Source organism: Pseudomonas sp. Q1-7 (genome assembly GCF_028010285.1).
GTDB lineage: Bacteria > Pseudomonadota > Gammaproteobacteria > Pseudomonadales > Pseudomonadaceae > Metapseudomonas.
Window position 1 is genome coordinate 3,382,151 of sequence record NZ_CP116304.1, and the last position, 16,896, is coordinate 3,399,046.

13 protein-coding genes and 2 pseudogenes are annotated in these 16,896 nt (G+C 66.5%); 6 read left to right on the forward strand and 9 right to left on the reverse strand.

The genetic code is table 11. The features are described 5' to 3' along the window. Positions 1-116 precede the first annotated feature (116 nt). Both PJW05_RS15620 and PJW05_RS15625 read left to right on the forward strand, forming a co-directional pair. Positions 117-1,181, forward strand: a complete 1,065-nt coding sequence (locus tag PJW05_RS15620) for an oxidoreductase (RefSeq protein WP_271407922.1) — start codon at positions 117-119, stop codon at positions 1,179-1,181. Between the two features lie 314 nt (positions 1,182-1,495). Beyond that, positions 1,496-3,085, forward strand: coding sequence for an ABC-F family ATPase (locus PJW05_RS15625; protein WP_271407923.1), 1,590 nt, complete (start codon positions 1,496-1,498; stop codon positions 3,083-3,085). Between the two features lie 114 nt (positions 3,086-3,199). Here the strand turns inward: PJW05_RS15625 and PJW05_RS15630 are convergent, their stop codons facing one another. Both PJW05_RS15630 and PJW05_RS15635 read right to left on the reverse strand, forming a co-directional pair. Beyond that, positions 3,200-3,808, reverse strand: a complete 609-nt coding sequence (locus tag PJW05_RS15630) for an FMN-dependent NADH-azoreductase (protein ID WP_271407924.1) — start codon at positions 3,806-3,808, stop codon at positions 3,200-3,202. Positions 3,809-4,026: 218 nt separating this feature from the next. Then, entirely contained in the window at positions 4,027-4,533 is a 507-nt protein-coding gene (locus tag PJW05_RS15635) for a DUF1993 domain-containing protein (protein ID WP_271407925.1), read from the reverse strand. Between the two features lie 153 nt (positions 4,534-4,686). Between PJW05_RS15635 and PJW05_RS15640 the strand changes: the two genes are divergently transcribed. From PJW05_RS15640 to PJW05_RS15655, 4 genes are all read left to right on the forward strand, one after another. Beyond that, positions 4,687-5,595 carry a LysR substrate-binding domain-containing protein gene (locus PJW05_RS15640; protein WP_271407926.1) on the forward strand — a complete coding sequence of 303 codons (909 nt, stop codon included), beginning with the start codon at positions 4,687-4,689 and terminating at the stop codon, positions 5,593-5,595. A 104-nt stretch (positions 5,596-5,699) separates the two neighbouring features. Then, complete coding sequence (locus PJW05_RS15645; protein ID WP_271412233.1) at positions 5,700-6,875, forward strand: MFS transporter; 1,176 nt, start codon at positions 5,700-5,702, stop codon at positions 6,873-6,875. A gap of 16 nt (positions 6,876-6,891) precedes the next feature. Continuing rightward, complete coding sequence (locus PJW05_RS15650; RefSeq protein WP_271407927.1) at positions 6,892-7,239, forward strand: MmcQ/YjbR family DNA-binding protein; 348 nt, start codon at positions 6,892-6,894, stop codon at positions 7,237-7,239. A gap of 69 nt (positions 7,240-7,308) precedes the next feature. Further along, positions 7,309-7,866: a putative glycolipid-binding domain-containing protein gene (locus PJW05_RS15655; protein ID WP_271407928.1), complete on the forward strand. Its 558-nt coding sequence runs from the start codon at positions 7,309-7,311 to the stop codon at positions 7,864-7,866. Between the two features lie 139 nt (positions 7,867-8,005). On the opposite strand, the gene PJW05_RS15660 is transcribed toward PJW05_RS15655, so the two are convergent. From PJW05_RS15660 to PJW05_RS26815, 7 genes and pseudogenes are all read right to left on the reverse strand, one after another. Continuing rightward, positions 8,006-11,065, reverse strand: coding sequence for an efflux RND transporter permease subunit (locus tag PJW05_RS15660; RefSeq protein ID WP_271407929.1), 3,060 nt, complete (start codon positions 11,063-11,065; stop codon positions 8,006-8,008). After that, positions 11,062-12,078, reverse strand: a complete 1,017-nt coding sequence (locus PJW05_RS15665) for an efflux RND transporter periplasmic adaptor subunit (RefSeq protein WP_271407930.1) — start codon at positions 12,076-12,078, stop codon at positions 11,062-11,064. The genes PJW05_RS15660 and PJW05_RS15665 overlap by 4 nt, the downstream gene beginning before the upstream one ends. 110 nt (positions 12,079-12,188) lie before the next feature. Continuing rightward, positions 12,189-12,968, reverse strand: coding sequence for an ABC transporter permease (locus PJW05_RS15670; protein ID WP_271407931.1), 780 nt, complete (start codon positions 12,966-12,968; stop codon positions 12,189-12,191). After that, positions 12,965-13,897 (reverse strand): ABC transporter ATP-binding protein, encoded by a 933-nt coding sequence (locus tag PJW05_RS15675; RefSeq protein ID WP_271407932.1) that lies wholly within the window; start codon positions 13,895-13,897, stop codon positions 12,965-12,967. The genes PJW05_RS15670 and PJW05_RS15675 overlap by 4 nt, the downstream gene beginning before the upstream one ends. Positions 13,898-14,012: 115 nt before the next feature. After that, entirely contained in the window at positions 14,013-14,633 is a 621-nt protein-coding gene (locus PJW05_RS15680) for a glutathione S-transferase family protein (protein WP_271407933.1), read from the reverse strand. Between the two features lie 91 nt (positions 14,634-14,724). Further along, positions 14,725-15,243: pseudogene (locus PJW05_RS26810) on the reverse strand (methyl-accepting chemotaxis protein); the annotation flags it as partial. 384 nt (positions 15,244-15,627) lie between these two features. Continuing rightward, a pseudogene (locus PJW05_RS26815) lies at positions 15,628-16,791 on the reverse strand (methyl-accepting chemotaxis protein); the annotation flags it as partial. Positions 16,792-16,896: the final 105 nt, after the last annotated feature.

The following is a 16,896-nucleotide window of genomic DNA, read 5'->3' on the forward strand; positions in this document are numbered from 1 at the left end:
GCGCGCCAGGGGCGGCGGCATTCCCGCCTCCGCCCCGGCGAGCGGCGAACAGCGGCGAACAGCGTCGAAATACACGAAATCTCTCGTAACAAGATCGACGGAAAGGAGGAAGCGCCGTGCACTGTCCGACACTCTTCGAGCCGCTGCGCCTCGGCGCTCTCGAACTGGCCAATCGCATCCTCGTCGGGCCGATGTGCCAATACTCGGCAGAGGATGGCTGCATGAGCGACTGGCACCTGATCCACCTCGGCCATCTTGCGCTGTCGGGCGCCGGCCTGCTGGCGCTGGAAACGACGGCGGTGCTGCCCGAGGGGCGCATCAGCCACGCCGACGTCGGGCTCTGGAACGATCACACCCAGGCGGCGCTGGGCCTGACGCTGGAAAGCCTCAGGCGCTGGTCGGACGTCCCCATCGCCGTGGAACTCAACCATGCCGGCCGCAAAGCGTCGGTTGACGTGCCCTGGAAAGGTGGCGCACAGCTCGCCTGCGGCCATCCCCTGGGCTGGCAGACCCGGGCGCCGTCCGCCCTGCCCTGCAGCCCGGACCGGAGCGTTCCACAGGTGCTGGACCAGCTGGACCTGCAACGGATAGGCGAAGCCTTCGCCAACGCCGCGATACGCGCGGCACGCGCCGGCGTCGACATCGTGCAGCTCCACGCCGCCCACGGTTACCTGCTGCATCAGTTCCTTTCCCCGCTGTCCAACCGACGCAGCGACGAATACGGCGGCGCCCTCGACGGGCGGATGCGCTTTCCGCTGGAGGTCTTCGACCAGGTACGCGCAGCCTTCCCGGCGAATCGCCCGGTGCTCGTCCGCCTGTGTGCATGCGACAGCCTCGAGGGTGGCTGGACCCTCGACCAGGCCCTGGCCTTCGCCCAAGCGCTGGAGGCCCGAGGCTGCGCCGCCATCCAGGTGTCCAGCGGCGGGCTGCTCGACGGGGCGCCCGTGGAAGCAGACGACCAGGCCGCGTTGGCCCGCGCCTTCAGGCACGCCACCGGCCTTCCCGTGGTGCTGCCCGGCCATACCGACGATTGCGCGCAGGTCGAGGCACGGCTGGCCAATGGCGATGCGGACCTGGTCGCCCTGACCCAGACGCTCCTCCACGATCCCCGCTGGCCCTGGCGGGCAGCGAACGCGCTGGGCGGCCGGGTCCGGCTGCCGCGCCAGTACCGGCACGCCTAGCCCGCGCTTCGGTCAGCGGGAAGACCGCGACCGCGCGGCTTCGCTGCCGCCGGACGAGAGCGGGCTGTGGATCCGGGAGCCAAGTGATACCATTGCCGCCTTTCGCGCCACACTGGCTGCCTCGGCATCGCCAGACAGCCGCGCTACGACGCCCGACATCTCCACGTCTCCCGCGCCCCAGACCGCCTAGAACCCTGCGTTCAGCGCGGGCCTGCCCGGCCATGACCTCCAGCTGTCGCGGCCGAGCCACGTCCCTGGTCGACTCCTGTTCCAGCCGCTGGCGCCACTTCGCACGTCATTGATAGGTAAAGCCCTTGATCTCCACCGCCAACATCACCATGCAGTTCGGCCCCAAGCCGCTGTTCGAGAACGTTTCCGTCAAATTCGGCAACGGCAACCGCTACGGCCTGATCGGCGCCAATGGCTGCGGCAAGTCGACTTTCATGAAGATCCTCGGCGGCGAGCTGGAAGCTTCCGCCGGCCAGGTGATGCTGGAGCCCAACGTGCGCCTCGGCAAACTGCGCCAGGACCAGTTCGCCTACGAAGACTTCAGCGTGATCGATACCGTGATCATGGGCCACGAAGAGCTGTGGAAGGTGAAGGCCGAACGCGACCGCATCTACTCGCTGCCGGAAATGAGCGAGGACGACGGCATGGCGGTGGCCGAACTGGAAGTGCACTTCGCCGAGATGGACGGCTATACCGCCGAATCCCGCGCCGGTGAGCTGCTGCTGGGCGTGGGCATTCCGCTGGACCAGCACTTCGGCCCGATGAGTGCCGTGGCGCCGGGCTGGAAGCTGCGGGTGCTGCTGGCCCAGGCGCTGTTCTCCGATCCGGACGTGCTGCTGCTGGACGAACCGACCAACCACCTGGACATCAACACCATCCGCTGGCTGGAAGGCGTGCTCCGCGAGCGCAACTCCACCATGATCATCATTTCCCACGACCGCCACTTCCTGAACAGCGTCTGCACCCACATGGCCGACCTGGACTACGGCGAGCTGCGCCTGTTCCCGGGCAACTACGACGAATACATGACCGCCGCCGAGCAGGCCCGTGAGCGCCTGCTGTCGGACAACGCCAAGAAGAAGGCGCAGATCGCCGAACTGCAGCAGTTCGTCAGCCGCTTCTCGGCCAACGCCTCCAAGGCCAAGCAGGCCACCAGCCGCGCCCGCCAGATCGACAAGATCCAGCTGGAAGAGGTCAAGCCGTCCAGCCGCGTCAGCCCCTTCATCCGCTTCGAGCAGTACAAGAAGCTGCACCGTCAGGCGGTGACCCTGGAGAAGATCAGCCAGGGCTTCGACGGCACCCCGCTGTTCAAGAACCTGTCGCTGCAGGTCGAAGCCGGCGAGCGCGTGGCCATCATCGGCCCGAACGGCATCGGCAAGACCACCCTGCTGCGTACCCTGGTGGGCGAGATGGCGCCGCTGGGCGGCGAGGTGAAGTGGACCGAGAGCGCCGACGTCGGCTACTTCGCCCAGGACCATGCCGAGGACTTCGCGGACGACGTCACCCTGTTCGACTGGATGGCCCAGTGGACCCAGGGCGGCGAACAACTGGTGCGCGGCACCCTCGGCCGCATGCTGTTCTCCAACGACGAAATCAAGAAGTCGGTGAAGGTGATTTCCGGTGGCGAGCAGGGCCGCATGCTGTTCGGCAAGCTGATCCTGAAGAAGCCCAACGTGCTGGTGATGGACGAACCCACCAACCACCTGGACATGGAATCCATCGAGGCGCTCAACCTGGCGCTGGAAAACTACCCGGGCACGCTGATCTTCGTCAGCCATGACCGCGAATTCGTCGGCTCCCTGGCCACCCGCATCATCGAGCTGTCGGAAAACGGCGTGACCGACTTCAGCGGCACCTACGACGATTACCTGCGCAGCCAGGGTGTGGTGGTCTGAGGACCCCACTGGGCATTCCGCTCCCACAGGAAAGGCAGGCGCGCCCCATCGCATTCAGCGCGCGCAAACGACAAAGCCCCGCAATCGCGGGGCTTTGTGTTTTCCGGGGCCGGATCAGGCGGTGGCGAACAGCTCGCCGATTCGCGCGTTGGCGGCACTGAAGGCATTGGCGCGCGGCTCGTCGCCGTAGGCCAGGCCTTCGGCGCGGACGATCTCGATATCGGTCACGCCGAGGAAGTTCAGCACCAGCTTCAGGTAATCCTCATGGGCCTGGCCGCTGGCCTGGCCGGCATGGATGCCGCCGGCGGTGGAGACGATCACCACTTTCTTGCCGACCGCCAGGCCTTCCGGGCCGTTCTCGGTGTAGCGGAAGGTCTTGCCGGCGACGGCGATGCGGTCGATCCAGGCCTTCAGCTGGCTGGGAATGGTGAAGTTGTACATCGGTGCGCCGATGACGATGGCGTCGGCGGCAAGGAATTCGTTCAGGGTGGCTTCACCCAGCTCGGCTTCATGCTTCTGCGCGGCGTCGCGCAGCTCGGCCGGGGTGCCACCGGCCACCAAGCTCAGCGCGGACAGGTGGCTGATGGCGTCATTGGCCAGGTCGCGGTGGGTGACCTGGGCCGCCGGCTCGGCGGCTTTCCAGGCGGCGACCACGTCGCGGCTCAGTTGGCGGGAGGCGGAGGCGTCGCCGAGGATGCTGGAATCGAGGTGCAGGAGTTTCATGGAAGGTTCCTCTCATGGGATCGACCGGCGACGGCCGATCGGGATGGAGGCAATCCTATCCATGTCGATAAAGACTGATTAGTCTGGGATTTTGTGATTCAGCGTCTCACCAGCAGAACGATATCAGGCCGCAGGTTGGGCAGAATGCCGCGAAGCCCGACGACCCCAGGCACGGAATCGTCGGGCTTCGCTACGTCCAGCGCCCACCTACCGGAGCATCAGACGCCGCCCAGGAAATCCATCTTGCCCACGTCCACGCCGTTGTGGCGAAGGATCGCGTAGGCAGCGGTGATGTGGAAATAGAAGTTCGGCAGGGCAAAGCTCAGCAGGTAGTCCTGACCGCTGAAGCTCATGTCGCCACTGCGCATCTTCAACACCACCGTGCGGCTCTCGCTGCCCTCCAGTCGGGCGGCATCGATGCCCTTGATGAAGTCCAGGGTCTTGGAAATCCGCGCCTGCAGCTCCTCGAAACTGGTTTCGGTGTCGGCCCAGCTCGGCACCTCGACGCCGGCCAGGCGCGCGGCACAGCCCTTGGCCATGTCGCTGGCGATCTGCACCTGGCGGGCCAGGGGATACATGTCCGGCGCCAGGCGCGATTCGATGAACACCGTGGGATCGATGCCGCGGGCCTGGGCGTTGGCCTCGCCTTTCTTCAGCAGGTTGGACAGGTTGCCGAGCATGCGCGTCAGGACCGGGATGGACGCCTCGTACATGGACAAGGGCATGGTGATCGCTCCGTTTTCGGGTGGATGAAAGAGGCTCAGGTATACGCCTTGCCCAGGCGGCCGGCAATGTGCCCGGAAAAGTCCCACCAGGATCGGCAATGATCGGATAAATTCACCTTCCGCCCCATTTCGTCCCAGGCACAGGACAACACCATGCAAGACCTCAACGACCTCTTCTATTTCGCCAAGGTTGTCGAACACGGCGGTTTCTCATCCGCCGGCCGCCTGCTCGGCGTACCCAAGTCGCGGCTGTCGCGGCGCATCGCCGAACTGGAAGCCCGCCTGGGCGCACGCCTGTTGCAGCGCACCACCCGCAAGCTGGCGCTGACCGACGTCGGCGAGCGCTTCCTGCGCCATTGCCAGGCCATGCTGCTGGAGGCCGAACAGGCCGAGGAAGTGGTGGCCAGCCTCACCGCCGAGCCACGCGGCCGCCTGCGGGTCTCCTGCCCGGTGGAGCTGGCCCACGCCATGCTGAAAACGCTGATCATCGATTTCCTGCAACGCCATCCGCTGGTACAGCTGGACATGATCCTCACCAATCGCCGGGTGGACCTGCGAGAGGAAGGCGTGGACGTGGCCCTGCGGGTGCGCGAGGCGGGCGACGAGGACCCCACCCTGATCGCCCGCGTGCTGGCCCCGGCCCAGGCCTTCCTGGTGGCCGCGCCGAGCCTGCTCGAAGGACTGAGCATCCGCACCCCGGACGATCTCCAGGGCCTGCCCGCCCTGGGTGGCGTGGAGGCCGACCGGCGCATCCACCACTACCTGCAGGACGCTCGCGGCAACCGCCGTGAGGTGGTGTTGGATGCGCGCCTGGCCATCGAGGACTTCGACGTGCGCAAGGAAGCGGCCCTGGCCGGCCTGGGCTTCAGCATGCTGCCGCGAATGAACTGCGAGACCGAGCTGGCCGACGGCCGCCTGGTGCGCCTGCTGCCGGACTGGCACCTGCCGGGAGGCAATCTGCAGGCCGTCTACACCCATCGGCGCGGCATGCTGCCGGCGGTGCGCGCCTGGATCGAGCACCTGCTGGAAGCCTTCCAGAACAGCCCGGGTCGCAGCGTTTGAGGCATTGCCAGCAAGACAACCATTAGCCTGCTTTCTTTGCCGCCAGGAGTCAGGGATGATGGGCGGCGCCTCCCTTTTTTCCACCTCCAGGTTCTGCCATGCGCATGCCACGGCTGCCCACGTCCTCCATCACCCTGCAGATCGTCACCGTCGTCTTTTTCACCTTCATCAGCTTCTTCTGCGTCGGCCTGCCCATCGCCGTGTTGCCCGGCTACGTGCACGACGACATGGGCTACGGCTCGGTGATGGCCGGTATCGTCATCAGCGCCCAGTACCTCTCCACCCTGCTCTCCCGGCCGATGTCCGGCAGCCTTGCCGACCGCCTGGGGGCCAAGCGCGCGGTGATGTACGGCATGGCCTGCTGCGGATTCTCGGGGGTGCTGACGCTGCTCTCCACCAGCCTGATGCAGGTGCCCACGGCGAGCCTGGCGCTGCTGCTGGCCGGGCGCGTGCTGCTGGGCATCGGCCAGGGGCTGGTGGGGACGGGCTCGATCAGTTGGGGCGTCGGCCTGGTGGGCGCGGAGAACATGGCGCGGGTGATCTCCTTCAACGGCATCGCCTCCTACGGCGCGGTGGCCATCGGCGCGCCGCTGGGGGTGGTGATGGTGAACAGCCTGGGGCTGTGGAGCGTCGGCGGCCTGATGGCCCTGCTCTGCGCCGTCGCCCTGCTGCTGGCCTGGCCCAAGCGCCCGGCCCCTATCGTCCAGGGCGAACGGCTACCGTTCGGCAACGTTTTCCTGCGCATCGCCCCCAACGGCACGGCGCTGGCCCTGGGCTCCATCGGTTTCGGCACCCTGGCCACCTTCATCACCCTCCACTACGCCAGCCTCGGCTGGGAAGGCGCCGCCTACTGCCTGACGGCCTTCGGCTGTGCGTTCATCGGCGCGCGGCTGCTGTTCATCGGCAGCATCAAGCACCTGGGCGGCTACCGGGTCGCCATCGCCTGCCTGGCCGTGGAAAGCCTCGGCCTGTTCCTGCTCTGGGCGGCGCCGACGCCCTGGCTGGCCCTGGCGGGCGCCGCGCTCACGGGTTTCGGGTTGTCGCTGGTCTATCCTGCCCTCGGCGTCGAAGCCGTCACGCGCATTCCGGCCGCCAGCCGCAGTTCGGCGCTGGGCGCCTACGCGGTATTCTTCGACCTGGCCCTGGGCGTTGCCGGGCCGCTGATGGGCGCCATCGCCGGCTTCGCGGGCTTCGCCGCGATCTTCCTGGTGGCCGCCCTGATGGCGTTGACCGGCCTGATGCTGAGCCTCTGGTTGCTGCGCAGCGAAACCCGACCCTGAAGGAACCGAAGCAATCATGACACCCGATCAAGTCGCCGCATTCTGCCTGCAACTGCCCGGTGCCCGGGAAGACCTCAAATGGGGCAGCAACCGGGTGTTCTCGGTGGCCGGCAACAAGATGTTCGCCATCCTCGACTTCCTCGGCGATGGCCTGGCCTTCAAGGTCGACCAGGCGCTTTTCCTCGGTTACGTCGACCGCCCCGGCGTCCGCCCCGCGCCCTACCTGGCCCGCGCCCACTGGATCGCCATGCAGCACCCCTACCCCATGGCCGACCAGGAGTTGCGCGAACTGATCAGCCGCTCCCACCAGTTGGTGGTGGCGCGCCTGCCGAAGATCCGCCAGACCGGCCTGTTGCTGGACTGAGGCGGCGCGTGCCAGTTGCTACCCTTCTTCCAAGACTCGCCCACTCCCGGTGCTACGAGACCTGAACCGATGAGAACCACCGCCCTCTGGACACATCTCTGGAACAACCGGGCGCCCACCCAGGGCCTGGAGGACTTCCGCCTGGAGGGTCGGCGGGCGGACAGCGGCGTACTGGCCTTCGACAACGACGGCAAGTCCTACCGCCTCAACTACAGCCTGGAGTACGAGAAAGGCTGGGAGCCACGGGCGTTCAACGCGACGGTGCGCGACGGACGCGGCACCCGCGGCCTGACCCTGCGCCGCGACGGCCTGCACTGGTTCGATGGCAATGGCCAGAAGCTGGCGGAGTTGTCCGGCAGCCTTGACCTGGACCTCTGGCCCACCCCCTTCACCAACAGCCCGAGCATCTGGCGGCTGTTCCTCAACCCCGGCGAGCGCCGCGAAATCGAGGTGGTGTTCGTCGAGGCGCCACAGCTCACCGTGCGGCGCATGCGCCAGGCCTACACCCGCCTGGATCAGACCCACTACCTCTACCAGAACCTGGACGGCAGCGACTTCGAAGCGGTGCTGAGCCTGGACGAGGATGGGCTGGTGAGCCGCTACCCGAAGTTCTTCCAGCGGGTGTGATGGCCCGAATGCCCCCCACCAGCAACAACCCTTGTAGGAGCGAATTCATTCGCGATGCGGACCGCAGGTCCGCCCTCCGGGCGTCCGAAGCTGCTACGCAGCCCTTCGCGAATGAATTCGCCCTTACAGTTGCCCGATCTCAGGCCGGTGCCGGCTCCAGCGCATGGATCGGTTTCCAGCGGCGCAGCAACTGGTAGAGGGTCGGCACCACGAAGAGGGTGAAGAAGGTTCCCACCAGCAAACCGCCGACGATGACCATGCCGATCTGCTGCCGGCTTTCCGCCCCGGCGCCGCTGGCAATGGCGAGCGGCACCGAGCCCAGCACCATGGCGCCGGTGGTCATCAGGATCGGCCGCAGGCGTTTCACCGAGGCTTCCATCACCGCCTCGTGCAGGCCGACGCCCTGGCGCAGCAGCTGGTTGGCGAATTCGACGATGAGGATGCCGTGCTTGGTGATCAGGCCGATGAGGGTGACCATCCCCACCTGGGAATAGATGTTCAGGGTGCCGCCGAACAAGGTCAGCGCCAGCAGCGCGCCGGCCATCGACAGGGGCACGCTGAAGAGGATGATCAGCGGGTCGACGAAGCTCTCGAACTGCGCCGCCAGCACCAGGTAGATGAACACCAGGGCCAGGGCGAAAATCAGCGCCACGCCGGCGCTGGAGTCTTTGAATTCCCGCGAGGTGCCGGTGTAGTCGAACTGGGTATCCGGTGGGAACACCGCCCGCGCCGCTTCCTCCAGGTGGTCGAGGGCCTCGCCCAGGGTGAAGCCGGAGCCGACGTTGGCGGTGACGGTCACCGCGCGCAACTGGTTGAAGTGGTTGAGCTCGCGGGGTGCCACGGTTTCCCGCACGTCGATCAGGTTGGCCAGTTGCACCATGCTGTCGTTGCGCCCGCGCACGTAGACACGGTTGAGGTCGTCCGGGTTGCTGCGGTCGACATTGGCCAGTTGCACCAGCACGTCGTATTGCTCGCCGTTCTGCTTGAAGCGGGTCACCTGGCGGCTGCCGAACAGGCTTTCCAGGCTGCGACCGATGGCGGCCACGTCGGTGCCCACGGCCACCGCCTGCTCGCGGTTGACCGTGACCTTGAGCTGCGGCGAGTTGAGCTTGAGGTCACTGTCCAGGCTCTCCAGCCCAGGATAGTCGCGCACCCGCTCCATCAACTGGTCGACGTACTGCTGCAGCTCGCCGTATTCCATGGAGGAGCGGATGACGAAGTTCACCGGCTGGTTGCGCGCGCTCTGCCCCAGGGGCGGCCGGTTGATGGGGAAAGCACGGACGCCGGGAATGTCGCGCAGTTTCGGCAGCAGCTCGTCGCGGATTTCGAACTGGTCGCGCTCGCGGTCGTCCCAGGGCTCCAGCTTGAGGAAGGACAGGCCCTGGGCCACCGTGGGGAAACCCACCACCACCATGTAGCGGTTGGCCTCCGGGATGGCGGAGTAGGCCTCCTCCAGCATCCGCGCATAACGGCTGGTGTACTCGATGGTGGCGCCGTCGGGACCGTTGATGGAGCCGACTATGGTGCCCGTGTCTTCGGTGGGCGCCAGCTCGCTGCGCAGGCCGTTGAACAGCGCCAGGCAGAGCACCAGGATGCCCGCCAGCAGCAGGACGATCAGCACCCAGGCACGCAGCACCCGCTCCAGCACGTGGCGATAGCTGTAGGTCAGGCCGTGGAGGAAGGATTCCACCAGGTTGTACAGCCTGCCGTGTTGCTGGGGCGCGTAGGGCTTGAGCAGGTGCCCGCACATCATCGGCGAGAGGGTCAGGGCAACGAAGCCGGACACCAGCACCGCGCCGGCGAGCGTCCAGGAAAATTCGGTGAAGAGCTTGCCCGACGTGCCCTGCATGAAACCGATGGGGGCGTAGACGGCGGCCAGGGTCAGGGTCATGGCGATCACCGCGAAGGCGATCTCGCGGCTGCCCTTGTAGGCCGCCTGCAGCGGCGCCATGCCTTCCTCGATGTGCCGGTGGATGTTCTCCAGCACCACGATGGCGTCGTCCACCACCAGGCCGATGGCGAGCACCATGGCCAGCAGCGTCAGGGTGTTGATGGAGAAGCCCAGCAGCGCCATCAGGCTGAAGGCGCCGATCAGCGACACCGGGATGGTCACCAGCGGAATCAGGGTCGCGCGCAGGGAGCGCAGGAACAGGAAGATGATCAGGATGACCAGCACCACCGCTTCCCAGATGGTGGTGTAGACGTTGTCGATGGACTCGCGAATGAACAGCGAGCTGTCGTTGGCGATGGTCATCTGCATGCCCTCCGGCAGCAGCGCGCGCAGCTCCGGCAGGGCGGCTTCGAGGCCGTCGGAGATTTCCAGCGGATTGGCCGTGGCCTGCTTGACCAGCCCCAGTGAAACCGCCGCGCGGCCGTTGAAGCGCACGATGCTGCGCTCGTCCGCCGCCCCGATCTCGGCATGACCGACATCGGCCAGGCGCAACAGGTAGCCGCGCTGGTCGTTGAGGATCAGGTCGTTGAATTCCTCCGGGGTACGCAGGTCGGTTTCCGACAGAACGCTGAACTCGCGCTGCACCGATTCGATGCGCCCCGCCGGGATTTCCACGTTCTGCCGGCGCAGGGCGTCTTCCACGTCCTGCACCGTGAGGTCGTGGGCGGCAAGCTTCTCCGGGTCCAGCCAGATGCGCATGGCGAAGCGCCGGGCGCCGCGGATCTGCACCTCGGAGACCCCCGGGATGGTCTGCACGCGGTCGCGGATCACCCGTTCCAGCACGTCGGTGATCTCCATCGCCGAGTGCCGCTCGCTGTAGAAGGCGATCCAGATCACCGGCTGGGCGTCGGCCTCCACCTTCTGCACGATGGGTTCGTTGATCTCGTCCGGCAGCAGCCCGCGCACCCGCCCCAGGCGGTCGCGCACATCGTTGGCCGCCTCGTCGGCGTTGGTGCCGAGGCGGAACTGGGCGGTGATCTGGGTGTTCTCGGAGCGGCTGATGGAGGCCACGAAGTCCAGGCCCTCGATGCCCGAGAGCACGTCCTCGATGGGCTGGGCCACCTGGGATTCCATGATCTCCGGGCTGGCGCCGGGGTAGATGACGTTGACGGTGACAATGGGCACGTCGATGTTGGGGTATTCCCGCACCGCCAGGCGCTGGTAGGCCAGCAGCCCGAGCAGGACCAGGATCAGCGACAGCACGGTGGCGAACACCGGCCTGCGGATGCACACATCAGAGAGGGTCATACCCCACCTCGCGCTACGGTGCGGACCTCCAGCCCAGGGCTGACCTTCTGCCAGCCCGCGGTAATGACCTGCTCGTTGCCCTGCAGGCCTTCACGAACCTCGGCCTTGCCGCGCAGGCGCTGGCCGATCTTGATGGGGCGCCGCTCCACCTTGCCGTCCACCACCAGGTTGACGTAGAGCTGCTGCCCCACCGGCATCACCGCTTCCTCGGGAATCAGCAGGGCCTCGGGACGCTCGGCGAGGATCACCGAAACCTTGACGAACTGGCCGGGCTTGAGGCGGTGGTCCTGGTTGGGAATCTGCGCGCGGATCGCCTGGCTGCGGCCGACTTCGTCCAGGCGCGGGTTGAGGGCGATGATCTCACCGCGGAAGCGCTCGCCCGGATAGGCGTCCAGGCTGAGCTCCACCGGCTGGCCGATGCTCACCTGGCTGACCGCCTTCTGTGGCACGCGGAAGTCCACCTTCAGCGGGTCCAGCACCTCCAGGTTGACCACGTCCTGGCCGGCGCTCAGGTAGTCGCCGACGCTCACCTGGCGCAGGCCAAGGGTGCCGTCGTAGGGCGCACGGATCTGGGTCTTGTCGAGGCGCGCCTGGGCCAAAGCCAGGCTGGCGCGGGCGGCCTGCTGCTGGGACTGCGATTCGTCCTGCGCCTGGGCGTTGCTGGCGCCACGGGCGAAGAGCATGCGCGCACGCTCGTAGCTCTTTTCCGCCAGGTCCAGGTTGGCCCGGGCCTGGGCCAGTTCGGCACGGGCGATGGAGTCGTCCAGGCTGACCAGCAGCGTCCCGCCCTTGACGGCCTCGCCTTCGCGAAAATGCAGCTGCGCCACCCTGCCCTCCACTTCCGGGCGAATCATCACCGACTCGTCCGAACGCAGGGAACCGAAGGTCACCAGTTCGTCGCGCACCAGCGCCCGCTGCGGCTCGGCCACTTCCACCAGGGGCGCCTCCTGGGCCATGGCGGACAGCGTGGCGAGCGCCCCGAACAACAGCCAGACACTGCGACGGACCTTCATCTGGAGCCTCTGTGACGATGGGGACGGAAACGGCGGCCTGCCGAGAATCTCGGCAGGCCGCCAGGCGGGCATCCAGAAGATAATGCCACGCCGTGTCGCGTTGTTTCGCCTTATTGACGCATGCCGCGCCCGCTCACCAGCAGGTGGATACAGGCGACGTAGAGGACGGCCATGGTCAGCAGCATCAGGGCGATGGCGATACCGATGTTGATGTCGGATACGCCGAGGATGCCGTAGCGGAAGGCGTTGACCATGTGCAGGATCGGGTTGCCCAGGGACACCGTCTGCCAGAACGGCGGCAACAGGTTGATCGAGTAGAAAACGCCGCCCAGGTAGGTCAGCGGCGTCAGCACGAAGGTCGGGATGATGGAAATGTCGTCGAAGTTGCGCGCATAGACGGCGTTGATGAAGCCGCCCAGGGAGAAGATGGTGGCGGTGAGCAGCACCACCAGCGCGGTCACCCCGATGTGGTGAACCGAGAGCTTGGTGAAGAACAGCGACAGGAAGGTGACGATCAGCCCCACCGCCAGGCCGCGCAGCACACCGCCGATGGTGTAGCCAAGGAGAATGGTGTGCGCCGACACCGGCGACACCAGCAGTTCCTCCACCGAGCGCTGGAACTTGCTGCCGAAGAAACTCGACACCACGTTGCTGTAGGAGTTGGTGATGACCGACATCATGATCAGGCCGGGGACGATGTAGTCCATGTAGCTGAAGCCGCCCATGTCGCCGATCTGCTTGCCGATCAGGTTGCCGAAGATGACGAAATACAGGGCCATGGTGATGGCCGGGGGCAGCAGCGTCTGCGGCCAGATGCGCATGAAACGGCGCACTTCACGGGTGACGATGGTTTCCAGGGCGACCAGGTTGGCCTGCAGTTCCGAACTCATACGGCCACCTTCGCCAGGTTTTTCTCCACCAGGGACACGAACAGCTCCTCGAGGCGATTGGACTTGTTGCGCATGCTCAGCACGTCGATGTTCAGGGCGGCCAACTGGCGGAACAGCTCGGTCAGGCCCTGGGTCTTCTCCACTTGCACTTGCAGGGTGTGGTCATCGACCAGCTCGGCCGGGTAGCCATTGAGCCGCGGCACCACTTCCAGGGGCTCCTTGAGGTCGAGCAGGAAGGTTTCCTTGTGCAGCTTCTTCAGCAGCTCCTTCATGCTGGTGTGCTCGACGATGCGGCCGTGGTCGATGATGCCGATGTGACGGCAGAGCTGCTCGGCCTCTTCCAGGTAGTGCGTCGTCAGGATGATGGTGATGCCCTGCTCGTTGAGCTCGGTGAGGAAGCCCCACATGGAACGGCGCAGCTCAATGTCGACGCCGGCGGTGGGTTCGTCGAGGATCAGCAGGCGCGGCTGATGGATCAGCGCGCGGGCGATCATCAGCCGGCGCTTCATGCCGCCGGACAACTCGCGGGAAGCCGCGTTGCGCTTCTCCCACAGGCCGAGCTGGTTCAGGTACTGCTCGGCGCGCTCCTTGGCGATCTTCGCCGGAATGCCGTAGTAGCCCGCCTGGGTGACGACGATGTCGAAAACCTTCTCGAACTGGTTGAAGTTGAACTCCTGGGGCACCACGCCGAGGCAGCGCTTGAGCGCGTAGGGCGACGTGTCCAGGTCATTGCCGAAGACATTGACCGTGCCACTGGTCTTGTTCACCAGGGTGGAGAGGATGCCGATGGTGGTGGATTTGCCCGCGCCGTTGGGGCCGAGCAAGGCGAAGAAGTCTCCCTCGGCCACTTCCAGGTCGATGCCTTTGAGGGCCTGGAAGCCATTGCCGTAGGTCTTGGTCAACTGCCGGATGGACAGGGCGGAACTCATGATGGATTCGTCTACTTCTGGGGAAAGGGGGTAGATGAGGCTCAATGCCAGCAAATTCAACCGAGAATGGCTGCTCATCAGCCTAGGTTGCAAGGGTGGGATCGACGAATGCCGATCAGGTCAGCGCCGTCATCACCGCCTTGCGATAGGCCGGGCGGGCCTTCAGGCGCTCGTACCAGGCTTCGAGATTGGGCAGTTCCGGACGCAGGATGGGCATCTCGAACCAGGCGTAGGCGAAGCAGCCCAGGGGGATGTCGCCCATGGCGAAGGCGTCGCCGGACAGGTAGGGCCGCCCGGCCAAGGCGCGGTCGGGAATGGCCAGCAGCTCGCCACAGCGGGTCAGCGCGGCGTCGATCAGCGCCTGGTTGCGCTCGGCCGGCGGCGTGCGCAGGGTGCCCCAGAACAGGTCACGGAACGGCGTGGCGAAACTGGAGGTGGCCCAGTCCATCCACTTGTCGCCCTCGGCGCGCAGCACCGGGGATTCCGGGTAGAGGCTGCCGGCGGCGTAGCGTGCGGCCAGGTAGCGGACGATGGCATTGGACTCCCAGAGCACCAGGTCGCCGTCCTCGATCATCGGCACCAGGCCGTTGGGGTTGCGCGCGCGGTAGGCCGCCTCGTTCACCAGGCCGAAGGCGCCGCCGGCATCCAGCCGCTCGTAGGCGATACCGGCTTCCTCGGCCGCCCAGAGGGCCTTGCGCACGTTGGTGGAATTGATTCGCCCCCAGATTCTTAGCATCGCGACACTCCAGGCCGGTTGGACAGGGGCACCATTCTAGGGTGCCGCGCCGGGCGACGGAATGCCGAATCCTCCAGAGTTTCGGCGAATGTCAGAGCCGGAAGCTGGCCGCCATGCCCTGCAACTCGCTGCCCAGGTGCGCCAGTTGCACGCTGGAGGATGCCGTTTCGTCCATGGCCAGGGCCGACTGGTCGGCGATATCGCGGATGCTGGTGACGCTGCGGTTGATTTCCTCGGCCACCGCGCTCTGCTGCTCCGCCGCGGCGGCGATCTGCTGGTTCATCTGGTGGATCAGGGTCACGGCTTCGGCGATGCCGGCCAGGGCTTCCTCCGTCAGGTTGGCATCCTGCACCGTCAGCCCCACCAGGCTTTCGCTCTCCTGCATGTGCTCCACGGAACGGCGCACGCCCTCGCGCAGGGTGGCGATCAGCCGTTCGATCTCGGCGGTCGACTGCTGGGTGCGCCTTGCCAGTGCCCGGACTTCGTCGGCCACCACGGCGAAGCCGCGGCCCTGCTCACCGGCACGGGCCGCCTCGATGGCCGCGTTGAGGGCCAGCAGGTTGGTCTGCTCGGCGACGCTCTTGATCACGTCCAGCACGGTGCCGATGCTCTGGGTGTCCTGGCTGAGACGCTGGATGCTGCCGGTGGTTTCCTCCATGGCGTGGGCCAGCTGGTTGATCCGTTCCAGGGTCTGGCGCACCACCTGGCTGCCGCTGCTGACGCGGTGGTCGGCGGCCTCGGTGGAGCTGGCCGCGGCCTCGGCATTGCGCGCCACCTCCTGCACGGTGGCGGCCATCTGGCTCATGGCGGTGGCGACCTGGTCGGTTTCTTCCTTCTGGCCATTGACGCCCACGCGGGTCTGCTCGGTGACGCCGGACAGCGCCTGGGCCGAAGCGGATATCTGCGCCACCCCGCCCTGCAGGCGGCCGACCATGTCCCGCAGATTGCCGGACATGCCGGCCATGGCCTCCATCAACTGGCCGATCTCGTCGCGGCGCTGCACCTCGATGCTGGCACTGAGGTCGCCCTCGGCGATCTGCCGCGCCAGCCCGATCACCCGCCGCAGGGGCCGCACGATCAGCAGGCTGATCAGTGCCGTGGCGGCCAGGCCGATCAGCAGCGCCAGGGCGGCCGCCAGCAGGATCAGCAGCGAGCTGGAGGCCTGCTGGGCCTGCATGTCGGCCTTCTGCTGCGCATAGGCCCGTTCCACGGCCTGCACCACGCGCTCGGCCTGGGCGGCCAGGCGGGTGTACTCCTGGCGCTGCTGCTCCAGGGTCGCGGTGTAGTCCTTGAGGCGTTCATTGAAGGAATCGACGTTGCCGATCACTTCGGTGAGCACGGCGGCGTAACCCGGGTCCTGCATGGCATCGCGCAACTCGGCGGCGAGCTTCTGGGCGTCCAGCGCCTCCTGAATCTGCGGCGTGCCGGCTTCGTCGGAGCCCCGGCTCTGTTCCAGGCGCACGCGGGCCTGGTTGAGCGCCTGCAGCAGCAACTGATAGACGCGGCTGATCTGTCCGCCCTGCTCCACCAGTTCGGCGCCCTGGGCGCCCTGGGAGCTCTTCAGCAGGTCGACGCCGTCCTCGTTCAAGCCGCTCTGCAGCACGTCAAGGCTGTTGGAGGCGCTGACCACCAGCCAGTTGGCCGCTTCCAGGGCCAGGCGCTGGTTGTCGGTGAGTTCCACGTAGCGGTCGAAGGCGCCACGGTACTCGGCCATGGCCTGGGTGACTTCGCCCAGGGCGTCGCGGCCCGGGCCGGACAACTGTGCGGCCAGCGCCTCGCTGCGGGCGACTATGGCTTCGGCCTGCTGGCGCAGCGTCTCGGCATATTTGGCGTCGGAGGTGAGGGCGTAGTCCTTCTCGGTGCGGCGGATCAGCAGCACATCGCTGTCGATGGCGCGCATTTCCTCCAGCAGGCGGGCCCGGCCATCCACCGCGCGCAAGGCGGTGAACCCCGTGGCCGCCACGACCAGGGTCAGCGCCAGGACGATGCCGAACCCGAGCATCAACTTGTTGGCCGTACTCAGGCTGGCCAACCTACGTTGCAAGACAGTCCACATGCTCCTACCTCCCCACAAGGCGACTACTGCATGGACGCGATCTGCTATCCACTTCCCCAAGGTCGAACATAGGAGCAGCCGAATACTGGCGACAAGCCACATTTCTGCCACCTCGGCGGACAATGCTGTTTTTGGCTAACTGGATGTCGTTTTTGGATCATTTTCCAGGCCGGGCGCAATGATCCGGCAACTGACCCAGGGCAATAG

Excerpts from the sequence above, each read along its gene's own strand:
- PJW05_RS15630 (WP_271407924.1), bottom strand. The coding sequence starts at position 3,808 with ATGAAACTCCTGCACCTCGATTCCAGCATCCTCGGCGACGCCTCCGCC.
- PJW05_RS15635 (WP_271407925.1), bottom strand. The coding sequence starts at position 4,533 with ATGCCCTTGTCCATGTACGAGGCGTCCATCCCGGTCCTGACGCGCATG.
- PJW05_RS15640 (WP_271407926.1), top strand. The coding sequence starts at position 4,687 with ATGCAAGACCTCAACGACCTCTTCTATTTCGCCAAGGTTGTCGAACAC.
- PJW05_RS15645 (WP_271412233.1), top strand. The coding sequence starts at position 5,700 with ATGCCACGGCTGCCCACGTCCTCCATCACCCTGCAGATCGTCACCGTC.
- PJW05_RS15650 (WP_271407927.1), top strand. The coding sequence starts at position 6,892 with ATGACACCCGATCAAGTCGCCGCATTCTGCCTGCAACTGCCCGGTGCC.
- PJW05_RS15655 (WP_271407928.1), top strand. The coding sequence starts at position 7,309 with ATGAGAACCACCGCCCTCTGGACACATCTCTGGAACAACCGGGCGCCC.
- PJW05_RS15660 (WP_271407929.1), bottom strand. The coding sequence starts at position 11,065 with ATGACCCTCTCTGATGTGTGCATCCGCAGGCCGGTGTTCGCCACCGTG.
- PJW05_RS15665 (WP_271407930.1), bottom strand. The coding sequence starts at position 12,078 with ATGAAGGTCCGTCGCAGTGTCTGGCTGTTGTTCGGGGCGCTCGCCACG.
- PJW05_RS15670 (WP_271407931.1), bottom strand. The coding sequence starts at position 12,968 with ATGAGTTCGGAACTGCAGGCCAACCTGGTCGCCCTGGAAACCATCGTC.
- PJW05_RS15675 (WP_271407932.1), bottom strand. The coding sequence starts at position 13,897 with ATGAGTTCCGCCCTGTCCATCCGGCAGTTGACCAAGACCTACGGCAAT.
- PJW05_RS15680 (WP_271407933.1), bottom strand. The coding sequence starts at position 14,633 with ATGCTAAGAATCTGGGGGCGAATCAATTCCACCAACGTGCGCAAGGCC.